Here is a 23,465-nt window from a genome sequence, read left to right as displayed (position 1 = left end):
AGCGCCCCAGAACAAGCAATCCCCCCAACCGGCACGGGCGAAAACCTCCGCAATCATCTTTCCGGAAATGCCTCCGGGGAGCGCTTGCAAGAGCGTGAGGGGCAGGGCCCTCCAGCGACAAATGCCGCAATCACGCCAAGGGGTTTTTCAGACCGCGCGGCGAAACAGCCCCGCTGTCGCGTCGAAAAAGGCGCGCCGCGTCGCTTCCGGCTCCATCATTACCTCATGCTCCGCGCCAGCAATCTCGGCCAGCTCTCCCTTGGGCCAGGTAGCCATCCGTTGGCGAATGGCCGGTACGTCGACAATCCGCTCATTGCTCCCCACCCAGGTCAGGCAGGGCAGGTCGGGTGCTGGCTTGCCCCGCAGCGCGCGCAGCTCCGTGAAGGCCGCATGCAGCCACGTCATCGACGGTCCGCCAAGCCCAAGCTCGGGGTGGGCGCGCACCTGGCTGCCCATCCATTCGAACATCTGCCTGTCCGTCGTAAGCGTGTTATCCTCGAATTCCGCCTCCAGAACATACGTCTCCGGCTTGGTCGAGGGCGCGAAATTATGCCCGAAACCCGTCGAGTGGCCGAGCGCGGCGAGGATCTGTGCCACGGGGCGCAGCATGGCGGGCAGGGCGATGCCCCACATCGGCCCGGTAAAGGCCGCCGCGCGTACAGGCAGCTTGCTGTGAAGCGCGCGCAACCCGATGCCGCCGCCCATGGAATGGGCAATCAGGAAATAGGGATCGGGCAGGGACAGCGTTTCGGCGGCCTGCATCAACCCCGCGATATCGAGCTGATACTCGGGAAACCGCCCCACATGGCCGGTGGCGGGATCGTCGAGCGGGCGGTCCGACAGCCCCTGTCCCCGCCAGTCGAGGCTCAAACATGCATAGCCGCGGGCCTGGAGTTCGGCCGCGGCGGGGCCGTATTTCTCCACGTATTCGGTCCGACCGGTGAACAGCAGCACCGTGCCCCGCGCCTGCTTCGGCGGCGGGGCGAGCAGGGCCACGCGCAGGCGCACCCCGTCGGGCGCAGTCACCCAGAAAGCCGAAGCGCCCATAGGCGCATCGGCAATGTCTTCGAACAAGGGAGCGCGCTCCATCCCGTTTCCGCTCAGGAAAGGACGCTGGCCAGCTGCATGGCGAGGCCCATATCGCCATCGACAGTGAGCTTGCCGGACATGAAGGCGCCGGTCGGGTTCAGCTCGCCTTCCAGGATTTGCTGGAAAACGTCGGCATCGGCGGTCAGGGTCACATCGGCCTCCTCGTCGCCCGCGCGCACGCCCGAAGCGTCGATCATTATCGCGCCTTCGCCCGACAGCACGAATTTGGCCGAGCCGGCAAGCTCGCCATCCATACGCTCGCTCAGGGCGGCGACTGCCTTCTCGATAAGTTCACTCACGCGTTATCCTCCAGTGAAAGTGATGGCCGGCATGTTGGATTCTCCGGCGATCGCGTTAAACTCCGACCGTTATGGTTAGCTATGCACCCTCTCTCAACCGGTTCGTTGCGGCATTTCTTGCCGCGAACGTGATTTCTTTGCCTGCGTTCGGGCAGGGAATGGGCACGCAGGAGGTCGAACGCCTGCTTGGTGAACTGGCCAAACCCGAACAACCGGGCTGGTCTCAGATAGAGGATAGTATTCTTCAGCAATGGTCCAAGTCGGGATCTCCTGCCATGGATCTTTTGCTGCGCCGGGGGACGGCTGCCCTCGAATCGGGCGATATGAAGGCGGCTGTGGAACATCTGACGGCACTTACGGACCACGCGCCGGATTTTGCCGAAGGCTGGAATGCCCGCGCCACGGTGTTCTTCCACATGGGGGAGCTCGGCCTTTCGCTGGAAGACATCCGCCATACGCTGGCGCTCAATCCGAATCATTTTGGCGCACTCATGGGCCTCGCGGTGATTTTCGAGGAGCTTGGCCACGAGGACGAGGCGCTGGAGGCCTATCGCGCCGTCGAGGCTATACATCCCCACCGCCCTGAATTACACGAAGCCATGGAACGGCTGTCGAAAACCGTCGAGGGCGAGCATCTCTAGCGCGCCCCTGGCAAGCGAGGGGACTTTAGATGTGGCATGAGGGACCCCGAACGCGCCGGATGATCCGTTCCAAATCAAGAGCAGGCAAGAGCGACAAGACCCCGGACAGGGTACCCGCTCTAAGGGGCTGACCCCGTGCGCGCCCAGAGTGGCGCTGAAATCCACTCCCTCTCCGAACTGATCGAATATAGATTCCATAGAGATGCGCCAGACCAACATCACCGCGGTGCTTGGCCCCACCAATACCGGCAAGACGCATTACGCGATCGAACGGATGCTGGCGCACCGCACCGGTGTGATCGGCCTGCCGCTGCGGCTGCTCGCGCGCGAGGTATATGACCGGATCGTCAAGCTGCGCGGGCCCTCCGTAGTGGCGCTGGTCACCGGCGAGGAACGGATCGTGCCTCAGCGGGCGCAGTATTGGGTCTGTACGGTCGAGTCGATGCCGACCGATATCGGCGCCGACTTCCTCGCCATCGACGAGATCCAGCTCTGCGCCGATCCCGAGCGCGGCCACGTCTTCACCGACCGGCTGCTGCATGCTCGCGGACAGCACGAAACCATGTTTCTCGGTGCCGACACGATGCGCGGGGCCATCGCCGCGTTGGTGCCCAAGGCCCATTTCCTGCGCCGCGAGCGCTTCTCCGACCTGACCTATGCCGGCTCCAAGAAGATCTCCCGCATGCCGCCGCGCTCCGCCATCGTCGGTTTCTCGGTCGAGAACGTCTATGCGATCGCGGAGCTGCTGCGCCGGCAAAAGGGCGGGGCGGCGGTGGTGATGGGTGCGCTTTCGCCGCGCACCCGCAACGCGCAGGTCGAGCTCTACCAGTCCGGCGAGGTCGATTACCTTGTCGCCACCGACGCCATCGGCATGGGCCTCAATCTCGACATCACCCATGTCGCGCTCTCGGGGTTGCGCAAGTTCGATGGCCGCCGGATGCGCGAGCTGATGCCCAACGAGCTTGGCCAGATCGCCGGGCGGGCAGGGCGCTACAAGACGCATGGTACCTTCGGTGTCACCGGCGAGGCGCCCCCGCTTGACGAGGAGGTGGCCGAGGCCATCGTCAACCACCGCTTCGCGCCGATCCGCAAGCTGCAGTGGCGCAACTCGGACCTGGAATTCGGCACCGTGCCCCGGCTAATCGCCTCGCTGGAGGAGCGCACCGATGACGAGCTGCTCACCCGCACCCGCGAATCCGACGACCTGATGGTGCTCAAGGCGCTGGCCGCCGAGCCGGACGTGATCCACCGCGTCCGCAACCCGCGCGGCGTGCGCATGCTCTGGGACGTGTGCCGAATCCCCGATTTCCGTGGCATCTCGCATTCCGAACATGCCAACCTCCTGGGCCGCATTTTCGGATTTCTCAACGATGTCGGCCGCGTGCCCGATGACTGGATGGCCCGACAGGTCAAACGCATCGACAGAAGTGACGGCGATATCGATGCTTTGTCCAAAAGACTGGCGTATATCCGCACATGGACCTATGTCGCGCAACGTTCGGGCTGGTTGGATGACGAAATGCATTGGCGCGGGGAAACACGCGCGGTAGAAGACCGCCTGTCGGATGCTCTTCACGGAGCTTTGACTCAAAGATTTGTTGACCGGCGCACGAGCGTGCTGTTGCGGCGGTTGAAGCAGAAGGAGAGCCTTGTGGCCGAGGTGAACGACAAGGGTGAAGTGACGGTTGCGGAACAGTTCGTGGGCCGTCTGGAGGGGTTCCGCTTCTCCCAGGACACATCGCAGACGCCGGAAGAGGCGAAAATGCTGCACCAGGCGGCAATGACGGCGCTAAGGCCGGAATTCCACCTGCGCGCGGACCGCTTCTATAACGCGCCAGATACCGAGATCGACTTTACCGAACAGGGCGGGTTGATGTGGGGCGAGCATGCCGTTGGCAAGCTGGTCAAGGGCGGCGACGCGTTCAAGCCGACGGTACAGGCCTTCGTCGAGGAAGATGCCGGCCATGACGTGATCGAAAAGGTCACCCGCCGCCTTCAGCATTTCATCGACCGCAAGGTGGCCACGCTGTTCGAGCCGCTGCTGGCGATGAGCAAGGACGAGACACTCGCCGGCCTGCCGCGCGGCTTCGCCTTCCAGATGCTCGAAGGTTTCGGCGTGCTGCCCCGTGACGGCATCTCGGCCGATGTGAAAGCGCTCGACCAGGAGGCTCGCGGCCTGCTGCGCAAGCATGGCGTGCGTTTCGGCCAGTACACGGTCTTCATGCCGCTGCTGCTCAAGCCCGCGCCCACGCGCCTGCGCCTCGTGCTCTGGTCGCTCTGGAACGATCTTCAGGAGTTCCCCGAAGCGCCGCCGCCGGGCCTCGTGACCGTGCCCGTGCCCGAAGGCACGCCGCAGGAACATGCGGCCATGTCCGGCTACCGCATCGCCGGCTCCCGCGCGATCCGCATCGACATGCTGGAACGCCTCGCCGACCAACTGCGCGGCGAGGACAGCCGCGGCGGCTTCGAAGCCAGCCCGGACATGCTCTCGATCACCGGCATGACGCTCGAGCAGTTTGCCGAGCTGCTGCAAGGGCTTGGCTATCGCGCCGAGAAAGGCGAACGGCCCAAGGTGAAGGTGCCTGCGCCAGATGCCACGCCGGAGGAAGCCCCGGCTTCCGACGCAACCGAGGCAGCAGCCGAAGGCGCTCCCGCCGAGCTTGAAGCCGCGGCGCACGTCGCTGAAGAAGGGGCGGAAACCCCGGCCGAAGACGCGCCGGTTGCCGCCGATGAAACTCCAGAGTCCCCGGTGAACGAGGTGGAAGTTGCCGCGCCCGACGCCGCGGAGACCGACCCCGCCCCCGCAATGGAAGAGGCCCCCGTCGCCGACGCGGCCGAGGACGAAGCGGCCACGCAGAGCGAACTGGTCGCCGAAGCCGAACCCGAAGCTGAACCCGAAATCGAGCTCTTCTATACTTTCAGCTGGGCTCCCCGCCGTCAGGGCGGTGGTCGCCCGCGCCGCGACCAGCAAGGTCAGGGGCGCGGCCAGCAAGGTGGCGAAGAGCGTCAGGGCCAGGGTGGCAAGCCGCGCGGCAAAGGCGGCAAAGGCGGCAAGCGACAGGATGGCAAGAGCGGTGGACGCGATCGCGATCACCGGGGCGGCAAGCCCGGCGGCAAGCCGCAAGGTGCCAAGACCTACCAGGCCCGCCCGCCGAGGAAGGAAAAGCCGATCGATCCGGACAATCCCTTCGCTGCCGCCCTCATGGGGCTCACGGAGAAAAAGTGACGGCGTGCCGCCTGCCGGTCGTCGAACGATCAGATTTCTCTTTTCCGAAAACGTCTCGGGGGAAGCGCTCGCCAGAGCGCGGGGGGCGGCGCCCCCCTTTCGCCCGCGATCAGGGGGAATGACGCCCCGATGACCGAAACACCGTCGCTTCGCATCGACAAGTGGCTCTGGCATGCGCGTTTCTTCAAGACGCGCAGCCTCGCCGCGAAACAGGTCTCCGAAGGCAAGATCCGGGTCAATGCGACGAAGATTTCCAAGCCGGCCCGCTCCGTCGCTCCCGGCGACGTGCTGACCTTCCCGCAGGCAGACGCCATCCGCGTGGTCCGTATTCTTGCCCTGGGAGAACGGCGCGGCCCCGCGCCGGAGGCCCAGGCGCTTTACGAGGATCTGTCGCCGCCCGAGGAGCAGCCCGCGCAAAAGCCGCTCGCCCGGGGCGGTCCGCGCCCGACCAAAAAAGAACGCCGCAGACTCATCAATTCCCGCACCGAGGCGCTTGATTAGCCCGAAGCACTCGGCTAGCACCTACCGAAACGCCAATCCGGAGGTCCCCATGACCTATGTCGTCATCGAAAATTGCATTGCCTGCAAATACACCGACTGTGTCGAGGTCTGTCCCGTCGATTGCTTCTACGAGGGTGAGAACACGCTGGTGATCCACCCCGACGAGTGCATCGATTGCGGTGTCTGCGAGCCTGAATGCCCTGCCGATGCGATCCGTCCCGATACCGAGCCGGACATGGAGAAATGGGTCGAGTTCAACCGGAAATATGCCGAGCTCTGGCCAGTTATCGTCTCCAAGAAGGAGCCGATGGCCAGCGCCGAGGAGATGGATGGCAAGTCGGGCAAGATGGAATTCTTCTCCGAGGCCCCCGGCGAGGGCGGCTGAGAAGCGATTCGCGCCGGCCGGACATTCCGGGCGCCGCGAACGGGCGCCCGCCATACCGGCATGGCACGTTTCCGCTTGAAATCCATGATTTCAGGCGGTTTTCGGGCGTGCCGCGCTGCGGCACTTTGAAAACGTCAGAAAATCTGCTATATTGAGTCTCGATGAAAGCTGAATACTGACACCCGCCTGCTGGGGCCGCTCACCAGTAAGGTGGTAACCACGAGCCCTGAAACCAAGCTTCTCTGGAAATAGATATTTCCGGTGGGGCTTTCTTTGGCTCTTACGGGTGTGGGAGATGTCGAGGGGATAAACATGACAAAAACCAGAAAACTCGAATTCCGTCCGAATGAATATGTAGTGTATCCGGCCCATGGCGTAGGCCGGATCATTTCCATTGAAGAACAGGAAATCGCCGGGATCTCGCTCGAGCTCTTCGTGATCGATTTCGAAAAGGACAAGATGAAGCTGCGGGTGCCGACCAACAAGGCTGTCTCCGTCGGCATGCGTTCGCTGTCCTCGCCCGATGTCGTTTCCAAGGCGATGACGACGCTCAAGGGCAAGGCCAAGGTCAAGCGGGCCATGTGGTCGCGCCGGGCGCAGGAATACGAACAGAAGATCAACTCCGGTGACCTGATCGCCATTGCCGAGGTGGTGCGCGACCTGCACCGCACCGACGATCAGCGCGAGCAGAGCTATTCGGAGCGCCAGCTCTACGAAGCCGCCCTGGAGCGGCTGACCCGCGAAGTCGCAGCCGTTTCCGGCCTGGGTGAGACAGATGCCCAGAAGCAGGTGGACGACGTCCTCGTGAGCCGCGTCGCCGCCTGATCCGCGGATCCCGCGAACCAAACACGAAAGGCCGTGGCATTTGCCACGGCCTTTTTTTGTTCCGATCCTTGCGCGTGCTCCGGGCCTCACCCGGTCGCGAGGCGAATTCCCATGAAGACCACGCCCGAGAGGATCGCGGCTGCCGGCACGGTGATGAGCCAGGCCGCGGCAATCGTCATCATATGCGCGCGGCGCACTAGTTTCCTCTGGCGCCGCTCGCTCGGCGTATGCACGGGACGGTCCGGCACCAGGTGCCGCGCGCGCAGCAGCCTGCGCTCGGCATACCATTCGCGGAAGAACCCGACGCCGAAAATGCCACCGACGGCAATATGGGTCGAGCTGACCGGCAGGCCCAGCCAGCTTGCGATGATCACCGTGATCGCGGCGGAGAGCGCCACGCAGAAGGCGCGCATCGGATTGAGCTTGGTGATCTCGCTGCCGACCATCCGGATCAGCTTGGGCCCGAACAGGAACAGCCCGAAAGATATGCCAAAGGCGCCGATCATCATCACCCACACCGGAACGCTGATGGCAGAGGTGAAGTCGCCGGTTTCGGTGGCACTGACAATTGCGGCCAGCGGCCCGACGGCATTGGCCACGTCATTGGCGCCATGGGCAAAGCTGAGGAAGGCCGCCGAGACGATCAGCGGGATCGAGAACAGCACCTTGAGCGACTTGTTGCGGTTTTCCAGCCCCTGCGATCGCTTGCGGATCACCGGTATCAGAATCAGCCAGACAGCGATGCCGATGCCGAGACCGATGCCGAGCGCGGTTGTGAAGTCGATCTTGATGATCTTTTTCAATCCCTTCAATGCCAGGTAGGCAGAGAAGGCACCGGCCATGATGCCTACGAGTACGGGAACCCAAACCCGCGCAGCGGCGATCTTGTCCGACTGGTAGATGATGCGTTCCTTGATGAACCAGAGGAAACCGGCGGCGATGAGTCCGCCCAGCAGTGGCGAGATCACCCAGCTGGCCGCAATCGCCGCCATGATCGGCCAGTTGACCGCCCCGAAACCGGCTGCCGCGATCCCGGCCCCCATCACGCCGCCGACGACGGCATGCGTGGTCGAGACGGGCGCACCGATCCATGTCGCGATATTGACCCACAGCGCGGCGGCGAACAGTGCCGCCATCATCGCCTCGATGAAGACCTCCGCCGACGGCGTCGATTCGGGCGCCACGATCCCCTTTGCCACGGTCGAGACCACGTCTCCGCCAGCGATCAGCGCGCCGGCGCTTTCAAAGACGATGGCAATCGCGATGGCGCCGCCCATGGTGAGCACATTCGCACCCACCGCCGGCCCCATGTTGTTGGCCACGTCGTTGGCGCCGATATTCACTGCCATGTAGGCGCCCAGAGCGGCCGCTACCACGATGACCATCGTGCCGCTGGTGCCATCCATCAGCAGGGCCGCGAATAGCCCGGACAGCAGGATAAAGGCCGCCGCAAGCGCGGGCGCGGCCATCGGGCGCGCCACGAATGCGTTGGCAGCCTCTAGTCTGGAAAGGCGATCGAGGTCTCGGTCGAGGGTCTCGAAATGTCGCGGCTCGTAGTTCTTGTCGGACACGTTGTCCCCCAGTGCCTCGGATTCACGGCGCTCCCTACAGAGCTTTTGAGCGTCGATCCATGTAACAAACGTGCGACATTTGGGTAACGACAATGTGACGCACAGCGCGCCGACACGGCCCGTCGCAACCAAAACTACGGAAAAACAAGCGCGGATATGTGGTTACGGAAGCAGAACCGTTGCCGCTGCCAAAATCGCGATTTCGCTCACCTGCTGCGTCGCGCCGAGGATATCGCCGGTCTGCCCGCCGATCTTGACCCGCGCAATCATCGCGCAACCAAAGGCCACCAGCCCGGCGATGGCCAGCAGAAGCAGGGCCGTCCAGCCAATCATCGCCAGCGACAGCCCGGCCGCCAGCAGCACTGCCAACCCAACCGTCACAGCCCTTGGCCGCCCGATGGAGCGCGACATGCCACCGTCCCGCGCATTCGGGAGCGCCGCCATCTCGACCACGATCACTGCCCGGCTCAGCAGCGCCGCCACCAGCAGCGCGGGCAGGAACCCGGCTCCGAGTGCTATGAGCGCGTTCCACCGCAGTCCGAGCGCCAACACCATGGCCAACACGCCATAGCTGCCGATCCGGCTGTCCTTCATGATCTCGAGCCGCCGCTCGCGGGTCCAGCCGCCCCAGAGCCCATCCGCGGAATCCGCCAGCCCGTCCTCGTGCATGGCGCCCGTCATCACTACCTGTCCGGTGAGCACCAGCCCCGCCGCCAGCCCCGGGGACAGACCCAGCCACAGCGCGGCCCAGCCGATCCCGCCCGCGATCAACGCCACCAGCAGCCCCGCAAGCGGATAAGCCCAAGCCGCTCCCGCGCCCCGCCGGGCGGCAAAATCGCCATCGACCGGAACGGGCAGGCGGGTCAGCAGCGCACAGGCAAGGGCTATGTCGCGGGGGGCTATGATTTGTCGCTGCTCAGCCATCCGTTATCCACTCCCGCGGCTCTTGTCCTCCCGCCCTTATCGTCGCAGAAGCGGGGAAACAAGACAGAGGTCCACGATGACTGCCAAAGCCCCCTTTTCAGATCTGAACGAAATCCGCGCCGCCCTGGCCAACCTGCCGCAGCCCGATTCCGAGGCACTCGCCGCGGCGCAGGCACGCAATGGCATGCTCACCAAGCCGCCCGCGGCGCTTGGTCGGCTCGAAGATCTTGCAATCTGGTACGCGGGCTGGGTCGGCAATGCGCGTCCGAACCTTGAAAATCTTCAAGGCATTGTTTTTGCAGGAAACCACGGCGTTGCCGCCAAGGGCGTGTCGGCTTTCCCAATCGAGGTGACCGTGCAGATGGTCGCCAATTTCCGCGCCGGCGGTGCCGCGATCAACCAACTTCTCACCGCTTTCGGGGCCCGAACGGATATCGTGGAGCTGGAACTCGACTGCCCCACTGCCGACTTCACCGAAGCCCCGGCCATGAGCGAGCAGGACCTCGTCGCAGCCATGGCCGCTGGCTGGGAAGCGGTCGATCCCAAGGCCGGGCTGGTGGTGACTGGCGAGATGGGCATCGGCAACACGACCTCCGCCGCGGCCATCGCGGCCGCGCTGCATGGCGGCGGGGGAGAGGCTTGGGTCGGACGGGGCTCCGGTGTCGATGACGAAGGCCTCGCCCGGAAACGGGACGTGGTCGATGCGGGGCTCGCGCTGCATGCAGACGCGCTCTCCGACCCGCTCGAAGTGCTGCGCCGGCTCGGCGGGCGCGAGATTGCGGCCATGGCCGGCGCCATCCTTGCCGCACGCCATCACCGCATTCCGGTTATCCTCGATGGCTTCATCTGTACCGCCGCCGCCTCCGTGCTCGAATCCGTCACGCCCGGTGCGCTCGACCATACCGTCGCTGGCCATGTCTCCGCGGAAGGTGCCCATTCCATGATGCTGGAAAAGATCGGCAAGGTGCCACTGCTCAGCCTCGGCCTGCGCCTGGGCGAAGGCTCCGGCGCCGCGCTGGCCATCGGCGTGCTCAAGGGCGCCATCGCCTGCCATTCCGGCATGGCCACCTTCGGCGAAGCCGGCGTTTCCGGCGGCTGATCGGTTCAGGTTCGGGCGGCTGCATTCGCCGCCCGTTCCCGACACACGTCTTCTTCCTGGTGCCCGCCGGAGGCACGATCCGTAGGATCGTTCCCACGCGCCGCAAGGTGCGCGGCCCGGCCCAACGGGAGGAACGCATCCGCCGGATGCAGCGACAACGGGCGGGAGCCTGCCGTCTGGTCCTATTCCACGGTGGGGCGGGGCGGATCGTCCTCGTGATCGCGCGCTTCCAGCTCCTGGACCTCCAGCGCCGTCACCAGCGAGGTCTCCAGCACCTTGTTCAGCTCTCGCGCCCGTTCCAGATAGGCCGGGTTGTCCTTCAGCGAGCGCGCCGGATCCCAGAGCGGGGCCAGCTCGCGCAGCGTCATCCGGTCATGCTTGTAGAAGGTCTTCTCCATCTCGTTGGCCTCGAAAGCCGAGAAATCCATGTTCTCCAGAACGTAACGTCCCGCTCGGAGCGAGCTGTCGAACATCTCCCGCACGATGTCATCGGCACCCGCTTGGTAGAGCTGGTAGACATGCACCCGGTCATGGGCGCGGGCGATGATATGCAGATCCGGCCGTTGGGAACGTGCATATTTCACCAGCCGCGTTGTCGCGTGCGGGTCATCCAGCGCGGCCACCAGAACGCGCGCGTCCCTCAGTCCCGCCGCATGCAGCAGCACTGGCCGCGTCGGATCGCCGTAAAAGGCCTTGAACCCGAAATGCCGCATCAGCTCGATCGCGGCCAGGTCATGATCGAGAACGGTACATTTGAGCCCCGCCATCTCGACCATCCGGTTGACCACCTGTCCGAACCGTCCGATCCCGGCAATGATCACCGGCGCCTGCTCGTCGATTTCGTCATGCTTGCGATGCACATCCGTCGCCTCGGAGTGATCGCCGAGGCGGTGCGCGATCCAGTCGTACAGGATGAACAGCAGCGGCGTGATCAGCATCGAGAGCGCCACCACCAGCAGCAGGATCTGGGACAGCCGCTCGGGCAAAACATTTTCCTGCATCGAAAAGGAGATCAGCACGAAGCCGAACTCGCCCGCCTGCGCCAACCCCAGCGTGAACAGCCACTTGTCCCGCTTGTGCAGCCCGAAGAGTTTGGCCAGCAGGAACAGCACCAGCCCCTTTGTCAGCACCAGCAACGCCGTCAGCCCGATCACCGTTCCGACATTGCTCGCCATGACGGCGAAATCGATTCCCGCGCCAACGGACATGAAGAACACGCCCAGGAGCAAACCCTTGAAGGGCTCGATATTGGCCTCCAGCTCGTGCCGGAACTCCGAGGAGGCCAGCACAACCCCGCCGAGAAATGCCCCAAGCGCGGGAGACAGACCCACCAGCACCATCAGGTAGGCGATGGAAAAGACAACGAACAGCGCCGTCGCGGTGTGGATCTCACGCAGCTTCGCCATGTGGACAAAGCGGAAGAGCAGGGGCGAGAGATACATCCCCGCCAGCACGACAGCCACGATCACGGTGATGATCACGAACGTCGCCTGCCAGCCTGCCAGCCCGTCGATCAGTGACAGCGCGTGATGCACTTCTTCGCCCGGCACCTCTTCGCCCGGACGCAGAATCACGCCGGTGGGGCTGAATTGCGGCACTTTCGGCATTGCCAGCAGCGGCATCAGCGCCAGCATCGGGATCACGGCAATATCCTGCGTCAGCAGCACCGAGAAGGTCGCCTTGCCGCCGCCCGTCTTCATCAGGCCCTTTTCCGACAGCGTCTGCAGCACGATGGCGGTCGAGGACAGCGCCAGGATCAATCCGATGGCGAGCGACATGTTGAGTGTCTCGCCCATCAGCCACGCCAGCGCCGTGACGGCCGCCGTGGTCACACCGATCTGCAAGCCGCCCATGCCGATCAGCTTGTCGCGCATCTCCCACAGGGTGCGCGGTTCCAGCTCCAGCCCGATCAGGAACAGCATCATCACCACGCCGAACTCGGAATAATGGCGCAGCGTTTCGGCTTCCATGCCGGCCAGCGTCAGCAGAGGCCCGATCAGGATGCCCGCCAGCAGGTAGCCCAGAACCGAGCCGAGCCCAAGCCGCGCCGCGATGGGAACGCCGATGACGGCGGCGCCGAGCAGAATCGTCGCGTCGTCAAAAAAGCCTTCCATCAATCACCCTTCCTTAAATCTCTGAGACACTGAAATGCCGTGCCGGCATTGCGTGCTGCATCTGCGAATATGCAAGACGCAGCCGTGCGGGCAAGCAAAAGCTGGCGGCAAACGTCGCGTGCTGTCACGTGGGAAGTCTACGACGGCACTTTGCGCAGGCTCAGCCCTTCGGCATCTTGAGCGTCACTGTCCGGCTGCCCTTCTGGTAGCGCAGGTCGCTCGTGCCGATGGCAGCGACGCGCCCGCCATCGATGCGGTCGCCCACCTTCACCTTCACCATCTTCCCTGATGGCAGCCGGACCAGCGCCCGCCGCTTTGTGGACGTGCCATAGACCCCGATCAGGGCGACCTTGCTCAACGAGATCTGGTTCTTGACCGTGGCCGCTTTGGCAACGGTGGCCGAGGTCTTGCCGGTTGGATTGGCGCGTTCGTTGCGTGCAACCGCAGGCCCGGAAGATCGGGCAGAGGCCTCGCGCTCTTCCTCCCGGGCGGCCTTCGCAGCGGCCTGGATCGCCGCTTCCTTTTCTTTCGCGGCCTGGGCGGCGGCGGCCTGCTTGGCCGCTTCCTGCGCGGCGGCTTCCTGCGCTGCCCTGCGTGCCGTGGCGGCCACGGCGCGTTCCTGGCTCAACGCGGCGGCTTGCGCGTCCTCGCGGGCTTGCTCTTCGGCCTCGGCCTGCGCCTGGGCTTCCTGTTCGGTCCGCTTGCGCGCACGGTCGGCAATTTGCGAAATATTCGACGGTCGCAGACGCGGCTGCGGGGAGTTGGCAACCGCCCGCCGCGTGGCCGAAGCAAGGTCCAGCGCCAGAGCCTGGTCCTGGAAGCTCTGCGCCCCGACGCCCAACTGGCCGTCGACCGTCTCCGCGTCGGCCATGCGCGCGGCGTCGTCCAGCGCCTCTGCGGTTTCCTGAAGGGAGCGCGGCCGGGTATTCGGGCGGATCTGCGCCAGCTCGGAGCGCGTATTGCCACCGAAAGTCGCCCGTTCATTGGCCTCGATTAGCCCACCCGGACGGGTCCGTGGCCGCTCTCCGCGCAACGTGTTCTCTGCCGGGTTGCCCCCGGTCTCCGGGGCAGCCTGTATGTCAGGTGCGAGATCGGCGGGACGGCGGGGCGGCACGATGCTCGGCTTGCCGAGCACGATCTCGACACCACCGGGCGCGACCTCCGCCCCATCCTGCGCATCGCTGGCTTGCGCCGGTTCGACTTCCGGTTCCGGCACGACCGGCGTGACCGCCGCCTGCGGAGGCACGTCCGGGGCACGGTCCAGCGTCGGCAGCGCATAGGCGTCCTGGCTGGGAACGGTGGGATCGATCGACGCGATATAATATTCTTCGGTCTCCCCCTCCAGCGCCTGCTGAGTGCGCTCCGGCGCGCGTTGCCAGATCCCGCTGACGGTATAGGCGGCCAGTGCGGAAACCGGGTCGAGCGGGGTCGGATCGACAACCATCGGCGCGGCGACGCTGTCCTCCGGCAGGCTCTCGGCCAGCGTATCGCCGGACTGCGACGGCGCAACGCTTCCCAGCGGCTGCTGCGAGGTCGACAGGCTGGCAAGCGTGTCCTCCTGCTGCGTGATGCCAACCGTGCTGGCTTCGTTCTGGATCGCGGGCTGCCTCAGATCCTCGGGCGCGGCGTCGTCTGCCAGCGGGGCAAGCGCGGCGGCGCCGGAAACCTGCGCAGGCGTCTCTGCCGTCCCGGCCATATCCGGTGTTGCCAGCCCCGTTTCGGATGCAGGCGCTTCGGTTGCCGGTGCGAGCGCGATGGCCGCTGGCGCCGAGTCTGATGGTGCGAGCTCGGGCAGGGCGGCGGTCTCGGGGGAAACCAGCTGCGGCGCCGAGGGCGCTTCGGTGACCAACTCGCTGGGCGAATCGGTGGCGGTGAAATCCTCCTCGCCGCTGCCCAGCAGTGCCCAAAGCCCGATCAGGCCAACAACGAACGCGCCGCCCACCGCGGCGATCAATGCCAGCCGGCTGGGGGATTGCTGGGGCTGCTGTGATTTGCGCGCGCCAAAGACCGTCAGGGCCTCGGCTTCGTTCAGCGGCGGCGGCGCGGGCGGAACCCGGAAACCGGGCTGCTCGCCGGCCTCGCCACCCGGTGCGTTTGCGGTAGCGTCGTGCGCCGCCTTGTCCGTGTGGAGGCTTCGCCGGGCGCCATCGGACGCCGGAGACGCAGACGTGGGTTTGGGCGCCGCTTTCAGAACTGGTTCTGTCCGCTTGCGCGCCGTCTTGTCCGACGCTTTCGCAGGCGGAGGCGCGGTCCTGGCGGCGTTCTTGGGAGTCGATCCGAGGTTCTTTGATTTGCCGCCCGACGGAGCGGTAACCGGCGGTTCCACGCGGCTGCGGATCGAACTGAAAGCCGCGGGCGGCGGTGTGTCCGATGCCTTCCCGTCTTCCGCGTCCACGCGCGGTTCGGGCTGTTTCGCTTCCAGAGGCGGTTCCGAAGCCGGGGGCATGGGCGCTACCGGTGTTTCGGCCGCTTTTGATTCGGGGCTTTCCAGTGACGATCGCAGGCTGACAAAGCCGACCGCTGGGGCCTCCGCTGTGGCCGGCTCGGGCGTGGGTTCGGGGGCATTCTTCTTGGCGTCTTCCGCCGCGGCTGGCTCTGGCGTTGGAACAGGCTTCTCGGCGATGTCCGCTGCCTCGGGTTCTGGCGCGGGCACAGCCTCCGGTTCAAGCTCGGAGCTGGCGAAAGATTCGTCCGTAGTTTCGACCGGCAGAGATTCGGGCTCGGGTTCCGGCTCCGGCGCGGGCTTTGGCTCCACATAGGGGCCAGAGGATAGGATCGGTCTGGCGATGCGTTCCAGCACTTCGCCCGGCGCCAGCAGGCGCGGTGCCGCATCGCTCGGTCCGAAGAAGGGCGCGCCGGGAAAGCTCCCATCCTCCGGAGCAGCGGTGAAGCTCAGTGGCCCGAAGCCGTGCAACTGGGCAAAGCCCTCGGCCTCTTCGAGCGTGTCGCGCGCAACGGCGGCGATCAGGATCTCGTCGCCGCGCGCCTTCCAGTCATAGACAAGCTCGTCCAAGGCATAGGGCGTGGCCCCTTCCAGCCGCCGCCCGGCCAGCCGGGCATTCTCTCGAGCGTCCTTGCCTGCCTCGGTGCTGGCATACAGGATCTGCGAATTGGGGAGCACCAGCGTGCTGCGCAGCGCTGCCCCGTCCGACAGCACCTCCGCCTGTTGGCGCAGCAGGTCCAACTTCGCATCGAAATCTGCGGCCTCCAGCGAAACGGAGCCGAGGCTGCGCCAATCGGAGCCCTGCCGATACAGCAGGGAAATACCGTCGTGGTCCAGGATGAGGGCAAAATTCGGAGTCATAGCGCCTGTACTTGGAAGCTGTCGGGGCGTCGGCGCAAGCCGTCGTTCTGTCTGGTCCGTACTTATAGCAGGAAATCGCTCAAAGAAACAGATTTGGACCAAGGAAGCCGTTGCGAGCCGCGTCTCAGAAGGGATGATGAAATCAAAATGCGGAGAACTGTTTCAATGAGAATGTTCAAGGTCCTGTGTGTCGCGATGGCGACGGCTCTGCCTCTGTCCCCGTTGATGGCCGAGACGGCCGCATCGGGTAAACTCGTTGTGACCGGCGAAGGGCGAGTCGCGGCGGTGCCGGACATGGCGCTGATCACACTCGGCGCGGTTGCCGAGGATGCCGAGGCCGGCTTGGCGATGCGTCAGATGAGCGAACGGATTGCGGCCATTCACCAGCGGCTGGAGGATGCCGGCATCGCACCGCGTGACATCCAGACCGGCCAGCTTTCGCTGGTGCCGCGCCGGGCACAGCCGAAAGCGAATGGCGGGCAGGGAGAGATCGAGGCCTTTATCGCCGCCAGCGATGTCACGATCCGCCTGCGAGATCTCGGTACGCTCGGCCAGTTGCTGGACATGGCGGTGGCCGATGGCGCCAACACCTTGCGCGGGCTGCGCTTCGATCTGCAGGAGCCGGGGCCGGTCGAGGACGAGGCGCTCCGGGCCGCCGTGGCCGATGCACGCCGCAAGGCGGAACTGCTCGCCGAAGCGGCGGGCATTGGGCTTGGCCCGATCCTGTCCATCGAGGAAAACGGCATGGGCAGTGCCCGGCCGATGCGGGCGACGATGGCCAGCGCGATGCGTGAAGGGATGCCGGTCGCGGCGGGGGAGTTGGATGTCGAAGCGGTGGTGACGATCACCTGGGCACTGGCGCAATAACCAAATGAAAAGCGCCGGACCGATGGAACGGTCCGGCGCGCGTCAACTCAGCATACCGCTGTTGCGATCAGGCCGTGGCCTTGGCCAGCGCCTGATCCAGGTCGGCGATCAGGTCATCAGCATCCTCGATCCCGATGGAGACCCGCACCATGTTGGGGGCCGCGCCTGCCGCTTCCTGTTGCTCCGGGGTGAGCTGGCGGTGCGTCGTCGAGGCGGAATGGATGATCAGCGAGCGGGTGTCGCCGAGATTGGCGACGTGGCTGAACAGTTCCAGCGAATCCACCAGCTTGACGCAGGATTCGTAGCCGCCCTTGACCGCGAAGGTGAAAAGCGCGCCCGCGCCTTTCGGGCAGATCGTGGAGATGCGCCCGTGATAGGGCGAGGAGGGCAGGCCGGCATAGGTGACCTTCTCGATACGATCGTCCTGCTCCAGCCATTCGGCGATTTTCTTCGCATTGGCCACATGGCGTTCCATGCGCAGGCTCAGCGTCTCGATCCCCATCAGCGTGTAGTGCGCCGCTTGCGGGTTCATCGTCATGCCGAGGTCCCTCAGCCCCACGGCGATTCCGTGGAAGGTATAGGCCATCGCCCCGAGCGCGGCATGGAAGGTCAGGCCGTGATAGGCGGGCTCCGGCTGGCTGAGCGAGGGGAACTTGTCGGAGGCCGACCAGTCGAACTTGCCCGAATCCACCACGCAGCCACCGGTCACCGTGCCGTTGCCGGTCAGGTACTTGGTGGTCGAATGCACAACCAGCGTCGCACCGAGCGCGATCGGGTTGCACAGATAGGGTGTGGCAGAGGTGTTGTCGACGATGAGCGGCACACCCGCTTCGTCGGCCACTGCGGCCATGGCCGGAATGTCGGTGATGTAACCGCCCGGATTGGCGATGCTTTCGCAGAAAACCGCGCGGGTATTCTCGTCGATGGCCGCCTTCACGGCCTCCACGTCATCCATGTCGACGAATTTCGCCGACCAGCCGAAACGCTTGATGGTCTGACTGAACTGGGTGATCGTGCCACCGTAGAGACGGGTGGAAACCACCACGTTGCAGCCCGGCCCCATCAGCGGGAAGAGCGCCATGATCTGCGCGGCATGGCCCGAGGAGCAGCAGAACCCGCCCGCGCCACCTTCCAGCGTCACGATCCGCTCGGCCAGCACCGAAACCGTCGGGTTGGTCAGGCGCGAATAGATGTAACCAACCTCTTCGAGGTTGAAGAGCCGCGCCGCGTGCTCGGCGTCTTTGAATACATAGGCCGTGGTCTGGTAGATCGGCGTCTGGCGGGCGCCGGTGGCTGGGTCCGGATGGGCGCCGGCGTGAATCTGCAATGTGTCGAATCCGAGTTTGCGGGCTTCGCTCATGGGGTCCTCCCTTTGGGGTCGCGCGTTCTGTCCGGCGCGGAGCCTAGGCGAAGGGCAGGGCGGGCACAATGGTTTCGCGCGCGCCTGCCCGGCGAGAATTTCAATGCATGATATTGAATGTTTTGTGATTTTGTTCCGCTGCCGATACTGCTCCACCGGTTCAGCCATCCGGGCGCGCGTGCGAACGATCCTGCGGATTGTGCCTCCGGCGAGGGTATTTGGGGAAGGATGAAACCGGTGCCCCTTTCATCATCTGTTCCGAAATATCCTGGGGGGAGCGCTCGACAGAGCGCGGGGGGCAACGCCCCCCATTCGAACACTTTGGCCTCCTCGGAGCAGACTGCCGGGGCTGATCTGCGCCTATCGCGTCAACACCATTTTCCCATTGCCGAAGCTGACTTCCGAGAAACGATTGAGATAGGCCATGCCAAGCAGCGAGCCGTTCATCTCGCCGCCATTGACCAGCGCCGGCACGCGCATGTCGACGATCCCGTTCAGGTCCACCTCGTCCAGCCGCACCCGTGCCGTGAGCACGGTGCCATTTGCCGTGTTGGCGGTGCCCAGAAACGGCAGCCCGTCGAGCTTGATCCCGGCGCGCCGCGCATCTGCCTGTGTCAACACGATGTCGGAGGCGCCGGTATCGACCACGAACTGCACCGGCACACCATTGATGTCGAGCACCATATGGTAGTGGCCGTCGCGCGCCAGCGGCACCTCGATCTGTCCCCGTTCGCTCAGCACCGACTGGCGCGGAATGACAGTGCTGCGCACGTCCTCCCACAGCCCGTATCCCACGATCACGCCGAGGAAGATCAGCCCCCAGAGCGCGCCATGGCGCAGGCTGCGACCGAGATTGCGGCGGCTGGCGACGAGCACATAGCTACCCACCAAGGTGCCCAGGAGCAGAAGATAGATCAGCGAGGCGGTCTGGTCAGAGGTCATGCGCGAGTCCTGTTCGAGCACCCGCAACGCGGGTCTGTCCCTGCCATGTAGGGGCTCGGCGCCGTTTTCGCTAGCCTGCCACCGTGGTGGCAATCATTCCCGCGCCGCGCAGCCCGTCCAGAACGAACTGCACCGAAAGCGCGGCCAGCAACATGCCCAGGAGCCGCGTGGCGACCACCGTCCCGGTGCGCCCGAGTGCGCGTTCGAGCAGGCCAGCGCTGCGGAACATCAGTGCCACAACCGCCAGCACCAGCGCCATGACCACGAAAACCCCGGCCGCCTCGACCGGGCTTCCGGCCTGCCCGACGAGCAGGATCATCGTCGTGATCGCGCCGGGGCCCGCCAGCAGCGGGATGGCGAGCGGAAAGACCGACGGGTCCGGTCGCTCCTCCTCTTCCGCGGTGTGATCGCGCCGTTTCGTGCGCCGCTCGAACAGCATGTCCAGTGCCGTCAGGAACAGCAGGATCCCGCCCGCGATGCGGAAGGCCGGAATGGAGATGCCGATGAAGCCCAGCACCGCGTCGCCCAACAGGCCGAACAGCATCAGCAGGAAAAAGGCCAACAGAATCGCCCGCCGCCCGATGGCGCGGCGCTCCGCCTTCTTGGTTCCATGCGTCATCGCCAGGAAGAGCGGCGCAAGGCCGATCGGGTCGATGATGACGAAAAGCGCCACGAAGGCGCTGATGTAGAAGGTCAGGTCCATATCTGCCAATCGTTCCGCAATCGCATGCCCCTGTCATTACCTTGCCCCGCCGGGGATCGCCACAAGGCTCGGACTGGCGTGCCGAAAAATCGCGCAATGGCGTCGCTTGGTCATCTATTCAAGCCGCCCGACTCGCCCGACACTGTCTGTACCCCGCGCCGCAACCGGGGTGGGGCGTTTTCAGAAATGCAATACCGGCCCGGACGGCCAGGGCCATCCGGGGGTATGATTTTCGGAGTGGCTAGGGAATGGCTCAGCAGAAAATTGATTGGGTCCTCGTCAAGGACTCCCCCACCACCGCATTCGGCGCCGTCGGGTTTCTCAATAACAAGGTCGTGACCGTTGTCGCCTTTTACGAGGATCGAGACGGTGACATGGATGGCAAGGTCAGCTGGGGCGAAGCGATCGCCTGTTTCGTCTCGCCAGTCTCGGTCAAAGGCACGGCGGTCAATTCGGTCGCCCAGACGGCGAAATACAGCTCGGAGATCCTGACGCGCGATCCCGGCTTCAAACAAGTCGCCGATCAGATGTTCGTCAATTTCATGTCAGGTCTGGTGCTCGACGGGATCTATGCCGTCTACTTCGCGCCCGGCATCTCGATGGCAGGCGGCGGGATTGCCAAGAACGTGACCAGTAGCATGATCAAGCAGTTGGTGATCCGCAAGGGCTTCGAAGCGACGGTCAAGAAGATCTTCATGGAATCGGCTGGCCGCTGAACGGAACGGGCGGTTGGGACTGCGCCGGCCTCAGCTTGCCGATTCCAGCCGCTCCACGGCGTCCATCCAGAGGGTTTCGGCTCGCTCCAGGGCGTCCTCTACCTCGGCGAATTTCGCCTGCCAGAGGTCCAACTTGTCCTTGTTCGCCGCGTCATAGACTGCCGGGTCGGCGAGGCGTTCAGAAAGGGTTGAGCGCATTTCCTCAAGCTTTTCCATTCGTTGCTCGCACTTCCTGACGTCGGATCTCAACTCCTGAATGACCGACTGGCTGACGCGCTCGGGTTTGGCCGCCGCCTTGCTCCGCTCCGGCTTGTCCTTGTCCAGCAGCATCTTCCGATAGGCGTCGAGATCCTCGTCATAAGGCAGCACACGCCCGTCTGAGACCAGCCAGAGCCGGTCGGCCACGTGGGTGAGCAGGTGCAGGTCGTGGCTAACAAGGATCACCGCGCCGGTATAGGCGGTCAGTGCCTCCACCAGCGCCTCGCGACTCTCGATATCGAGGTGGTTGGTCGGCTCGTCGAGGATGAGCAGGTGCGGCGCATCGAGCGTGGCCAGCATCAGCGACAGCCGCGCCTTCTGTCCGCCCGAAAGCTTCTCGACCACCGTGTCGGCCTGTTCGGCGCCGATGCCGAAGCCGCCGAGCCGGGAGCGCAGCTTGGCTGGCGTCTCCTCGGGGCGCAGCCGTTTCAGATGCTCCAGCGGGGTCTCGTCGAGGTAGAGCTCGTCCACCTGATGCTGGGCGAAATAGCCCACCCGCAGCTTGCCCGCGCGGTTGATCCTACCCTTCTGTGCCTCCAGCCGACCGGCGAGGAATTTGGACAGCGTCGACTTGCCCTCGCCATTCTTGCCCAGAAGCGCGATGCGGTCGTCCTGGTCGATCCTCAGGCTGAGCCGGCTCAGGATCGTGGTTTCGCCATAACCGATGGCGGCGCCCTCAGTGGCAATGATTGGTGGGCTGAGTTCCTCCGGTTCGGGGAAGGTGAAGCGGCGCAGGGCGGCCTCCTGCGGCGTGGCGATGGGTTTCAGCCGGGCAATCGCCTTCAGCCGCGACTGCGCCTGCCGGGCCTTGTCCGCCTTGTAGCGGAACCGGTCGACATAGCTCTGCAGATGCGCGCGCCGCGCCTCCTGCCGCTTGCGCTCGCTCTCGGCGGCGGCGATCCGCGCCGCGCGCGTCTCGGCGAAGGTGTCGTAAGGCCCCTGATAAAGCGTCAGCTTGCGGTCTTCGAGATGCAGGATCGCCCCTACCGAGCGGTTCAGCAGCGCCCGGTCGTGGCTGACGATGATCACGGTATGCGGATAGCGCGTGAGGTAATTTTCCAGCCAGAGCGCGCCTTCGAGGTCCAGATAGTTGGTCGGCTCGTCAAGCAGCAGCAGGTCCGGCTGGGCAAAGAGCACCGCGGCCAGTGCCACGCGCATCCGCCAACCGCCCGAAAAGGCCGAGCAGGGCATGACGTGCTTCTCGGTCTCGAAACCAAGCCCGCGCAGGATCGCCGAAGCCCGCGCCTCCGCCGACCATGCGTCGATATCGGAAAGCCGGGTCTGCACCTCGGCGATGCGGCCGGGATCAGTCGCAACCTCCGCTTCCGCCAGAAGCGCCGCGCGCTCCGTGTCGGCGGCCATCACCGTGTCGAGCAGGGAAACCTCGTTGCCCGGCGCTTCCTGCGCCACGCCACCGATCCGCGCCCCGCGCGGCAGCTCGATGGAGCCGGTCTCAAGCGTCAACTCGCCCCGGATGAGGCGGAACAGCGTGGTCTTGCCCGTCCCGTTGCGCCCCACGAGGCCAACCTTGTGACCGGTCGGGATGACGGCGGAGGCGTGCTCGATCAGCGGACGCCCTTCGACGGAATAGGAAATATCGGAAAGCCTGAGCATGGCCAGCCTCTGCCTCAGCCCTCCGGAACTGTCAATCGCTTGCGACCGAAGGCTTGCGGTTGGACCCGGTCATCGGCAGGCTGCCGTCGAAGGCTACTGGGGGAAGCAGGAAGTGAAACGCGTTATCCTCGTGGGCAATGTGACGGCGGTCAACACGCTCCGCGAATTGGAACCCGAGGCCGATATCTGGGGCTGTTTCGAAGATTTCACGGTCGGCCCGCTTCCACCGCTGGATGACATGGCAGCGTTTCGGCGAGCCCGTGGCACCTATTACGCGGACATGCCGGGGATGTATGGCACGGTCTTTGCCGAATTGGTTTTGGACCCTTTCAGCAACCTTTCCACACCCTCGTTGCAGGAAATGATGCACGATCCGTCCCTGGCCGAAGTCGAGCCGCCCGATTTTTCGCAGGTTCTACGCAGCGCCGAGCGCATCGAAATCTGGGGAGATCGGAGCGCGTCCGATCAGGCGATGCTTCTCTTCCTGGTGACCTTTCTGGAGATCTTGGGCGTGCCGGCGGATCGGATCTTCACATTGATGATCGAAACGGCGAAGTTCGTGCCTCTCGGCTGCCTGAAGAAAGAGGATTTCCCGCCTATCCGGGAGGCTTCACCGCTTGGCTCAGAACGGGCCGCTGCCTTGCGCGTCCTTTGGCACGCCTATTCGGGGAATGCCATTCTCCCAAAGAACAGTGCGGTTTCTGCCGAAATGGAACATGCCTTTGCCATCCGTGCCGGACGGCAAGCCGACCCGAAAACCGGGCTGAACAACCTGCAAAGGCGCATGCTGCAATTCGTTCCCGATGACTGGACGAAGATGGCCCGGGTGATTGCCGAGACGATGGCGGCGGGATGGGACGAAACGGACACGGTCGGCGATGCGGTGCTGCATCTGGAGCTTGAACGCATGGGCAAAAACGCCTCTGCACCGGTGGAAATCCGTGGCGCGGGCCCAGAGATGCGCCACCGGGAAGTGCGTTTGGCCACCCAGGGCAGGGCGTTGTGATCCGGCTCTTGCGGCAGGCTG

19 protein-coding genes are annotated in these 23,465 nt (G+C 64.8%); 9 read left to right on the top strand and 10 right to left on the bottom strand.

The window, feature by feature from the left end:
• Positions 1-147: 147 nt before the first annotated feature.
• Entirely contained in the window at positions 148-1,074 is a 927-nt protein-coding gene (locus tag AX756_RS07770; protein ID WP_231701005.1) for an alpha/beta hydrolase, read from the bottom strand.
• A gap of 26 nt (positions 1,075-1,100) precedes the next feature.
• Positions 1,101-1,388 carry an SCP2 sterol-binding domain-containing protein gene (locus AX756_RS07765; protein WP_068309897.1) on the bottom strand — a complete coding sequence of 96 codons (288 nt, stop codon included), beginning with the start codon at positions 1,386-1,388 and terminating at the stop codon, positions 1,101-1,103.
• A gap of 275 nt (positions 1,389-1,663) precedes the next feature.
• Between AX756_RS07765 and AX756_RS07760 the strand changes: the two genes are divergently transcribed.
• The 5 genes from AX756_RS07760 (at position 1,664) to AX756_RS07740 (ending at position 6,966) form a co-directional block, all read left to right on the top strand.
• Positions 1,664-2,029 (top strand): tetratricopeptide repeat protein, encoded by a 366-nt coding sequence (locus AX756_RS07760; RefSeq protein ID WP_231701004.1) that lies wholly within the window; start codon positions 1,664-1,666, stop codon positions 2,027-2,029.
• A 202-nt stretch (positions 2,030-2,231) separates the two neighbouring features.
• Positions 2,232-5,255 (top strand): helicase-related protein, encoded by a 3,024-nt coding sequence (locus AX756_RS07755; RefSeq protein WP_068309896.1) that lies wholly within the window; start codon positions 2,232-2,234, stop codon positions 5,253-5,255.
• Positions 5,256-5,384: 129 nt separating this feature from the next.
• Entirely contained in the window at positions 5,385-5,756 is a 372-nt protein-coding gene (locus AX756_RS07750; protein ID WP_068309895.1) for an RNA-binding S4 domain-containing protein, read from the top strand.
• Between the two features lie 49 nt (positions 5,757-5,805).
• Positions 5,806-6,141: a ferredoxin FdxA gene (gene fdxA, locus AX756_RS07745; protein WP_068309894.1), complete on the top strand. Its 336-nt coding sequence runs from the start codon at positions 5,806-5,808 to the stop codon at positions 6,139-6,141.
• A gap of 312 nt (positions 6,142-6,453) precedes the next feature.
• A complete protein-coding gene (locus tag AX756_RS07740) occupies positions 6,454-6,966 on the top strand; it encodes a CarD family transcriptional regulator (protein WP_068309893.1) in 513 nt (170 codons plus the stop codon).
• Between the two features lie 86 nt (positions 6,967-7,052).
• On the opposite strand, the gene AX756_RS07735 is transcribed toward AX756_RS07740, so the two are convergent.
• Together AX756_RS07735 and AX756_RS07730 are read right to left on the bottom strand one after the other, a co-directional pair.
• Positions 7,053-8,537, bottom strand: coding sequence for an inorganic phosphate transporter (locus AX756_RS07735; protein WP_068309892.1), 1,485 nt, complete (start codon positions 8,535-8,537; stop codon positions 7,053-7,055).
• 162 nt (positions 8,538-8,699) lie between these two features.
• The gene (locus AX756_RS07730) at positions 8,700-9,461 is read right to left on the bottom strand and encodes an adenosylcobinamide-GDP ribazoletransferase (RefSeq protein WP_068309891.1); all 762 of its coding nucleotides are present in this window, start codon (positions 9,459-9,461) and stop codon (positions 8,700-8,702) included.
• 76 nt (positions 9,462-9,537) lie between these two features.
• On the opposite strand from AX756_RS07730, the gene cobT reads away from it, so the two are divergent.
• The gene (cobT, locus tag AX756_RS07725; RefSeq protein ID WP_068309890.1) at positions 9,538-10,560 is read left to right on the top strand and encodes a nicotinate-nucleotide--dimethylbenzimidazole phosphoribosyltransferase; all 1,023 of its coding nucleotides are present in this window, start codon (positions 9,538-9,540) and stop codon (positions 10,558-10,560) included.
• 182 nt (positions 10,561-10,742) lie between these two features.
• Here cobT and AX756_RS07720 read toward each other — a convergent pair whose 3' ends face one another.
• Both AX756_RS07720 and AX756_RS07715 read right to left on the bottom strand, forming a co-directional pair.
• Positions 10,743-12,674: a cation:proton antiporter domain-containing protein gene (locus AX756_RS07720; RefSeq protein WP_068309889.1), complete on the bottom strand. Its 1,932-nt coding sequence runs from the start codon at positions 12,672-12,674 to the stop codon at positions 10,743-10,745.
• 160 nt (positions 12,675-12,834) lie between these two features.
• Positions 12,835-15,978, bottom strand: coding sequence for a hypothetical protein (locus tag AX756_RS07715; protein WP_068309888.1), 3,144 nt, complete (start codon positions 15,976-15,978; stop codon positions 12,835-12,837).
• 165 nt (positions 15,979-16,143) lie between these two features.
• Here AX756_RS07715 and AX756_RS07710 point away from each other — a divergent pair, with 165 nt between their 5' ends.
• The gene (locus AX756_RS07710) at positions 16,144-16,845 is read left to right on the top strand and encodes an SIMPL domain-containing protein (protein WP_197431065.1); all 702 of its coding nucleotides are present in this window, start codon (positions 16,144-16,146) and stop codon (positions 16,843-16,845) included.
• 67 nt (positions 16,846-16,912) lie between these two features.
• On the opposite strand, the gene AX756_RS07705 is transcribed toward AX756_RS07710, so the two are convergent.
• The 3 genes from AX756_RS07705 to AX756_RS07695 all read right to left on the bottom strand — a co-directional run bounded on the left by AX756_RS07705 (position 16,913) and on the right by AX756_RS07695 (position 19,850).
• On the bottom strand, positions 16,913-18,205 hold the full coding sequence (locus tag AX756_RS07705; protein WP_068309886.1) for an O-acetylhomoserine aminocarboxypropyltransferase/cysteine synthase family protein: 1,293 nt from the start codon (positions 18,203-18,205) through the stop codon (positions 16,913-16,915).
• 360 nt (positions 18,206-18,565) lie between these two features.
• Positions 18,566-19,147 carry a retropepsin-like aspartic protease family protein gene (locus tag AX756_RS07700; RefSeq protein WP_068310107.1) on the bottom strand — a complete coding sequence of 194 codons (582 nt, stop codon included), beginning with the start codon at positions 19,145-19,147 and terminating at the stop codon, positions 18,566-18,568.
• 70 nt (positions 19,148-19,217) lie between these two features.
• Positions 19,218-19,850 carry a MarC family protein gene (locus AX756_RS07695; RefSeq protein WP_068309885.1) on the bottom strand — a complete coding sequence of 211 codons (633 nt, stop codon included), beginning with the start codon at positions 19,848-19,850 and terminating at the stop codon, positions 19,218-19,220.
• Between the two features lie 248 nt (positions 19,851-20,098).
• Here AX756_RS07695 and AX756_RS07690 point away from each other — a divergent pair, with 248 nt between their 5' ends.
• Positions 20,099-20,566: a hypothetical protein gene (locus tag AX756_RS07690; RefSeq protein WP_068309884.1), complete on the top strand. Its 468-nt coding sequence runs from the start codon at positions 20,099-20,101 to the stop codon at positions 20,564-20,566.
• Between the two features lie 30 nt (positions 20,567-20,596).
• Here the strand turns inward: AX756_RS07690 and AX756_RS07685 are convergent, their stop codons facing one another.
• Positions 20,597-22,438: an ABC-F family ATP-binding cassette domain-containing protein gene (locus AX756_RS07685; protein WP_068309883.1), complete on the bottom strand. Its 1,842-nt coding sequence runs from the start codon at positions 22,436-22,438 to the stop codon at positions 20,597-20,599.
• A 112-nt stretch (positions 22,439-22,550) separates the two neighbouring features.
• Here AX756_RS07685 and AX756_RS07680 point away from each other — a divergent pair, with 112 nt between their 5' ends.
• Positions 22,551-23,444, top strand: coding sequence for a hypothetical protein (locus AX756_RS07680; RefSeq protein WP_156461421.1), 894 nt, complete (start codon positions 22,551-22,553; stop codon positions 23,442-23,444).
• The last annotated feature ends 21 nt before the right edge of the window (positions 23,445-23,465 follow it).

The organism is Aliiruegeria sabulilitoris, from assembly GCF_001558155.1.
Taxonomy (GTDB): domain Bacteria; phylum Pseudomonadota; class Alphaproteobacteria; order Rhodobacterales; family Rhodobacteraceae; genus Tropicimonas; species Tropicimonas sabulilitoris.
This window is presented reverse-complemented; position numbering and strand designations above follow the sequence as displayed.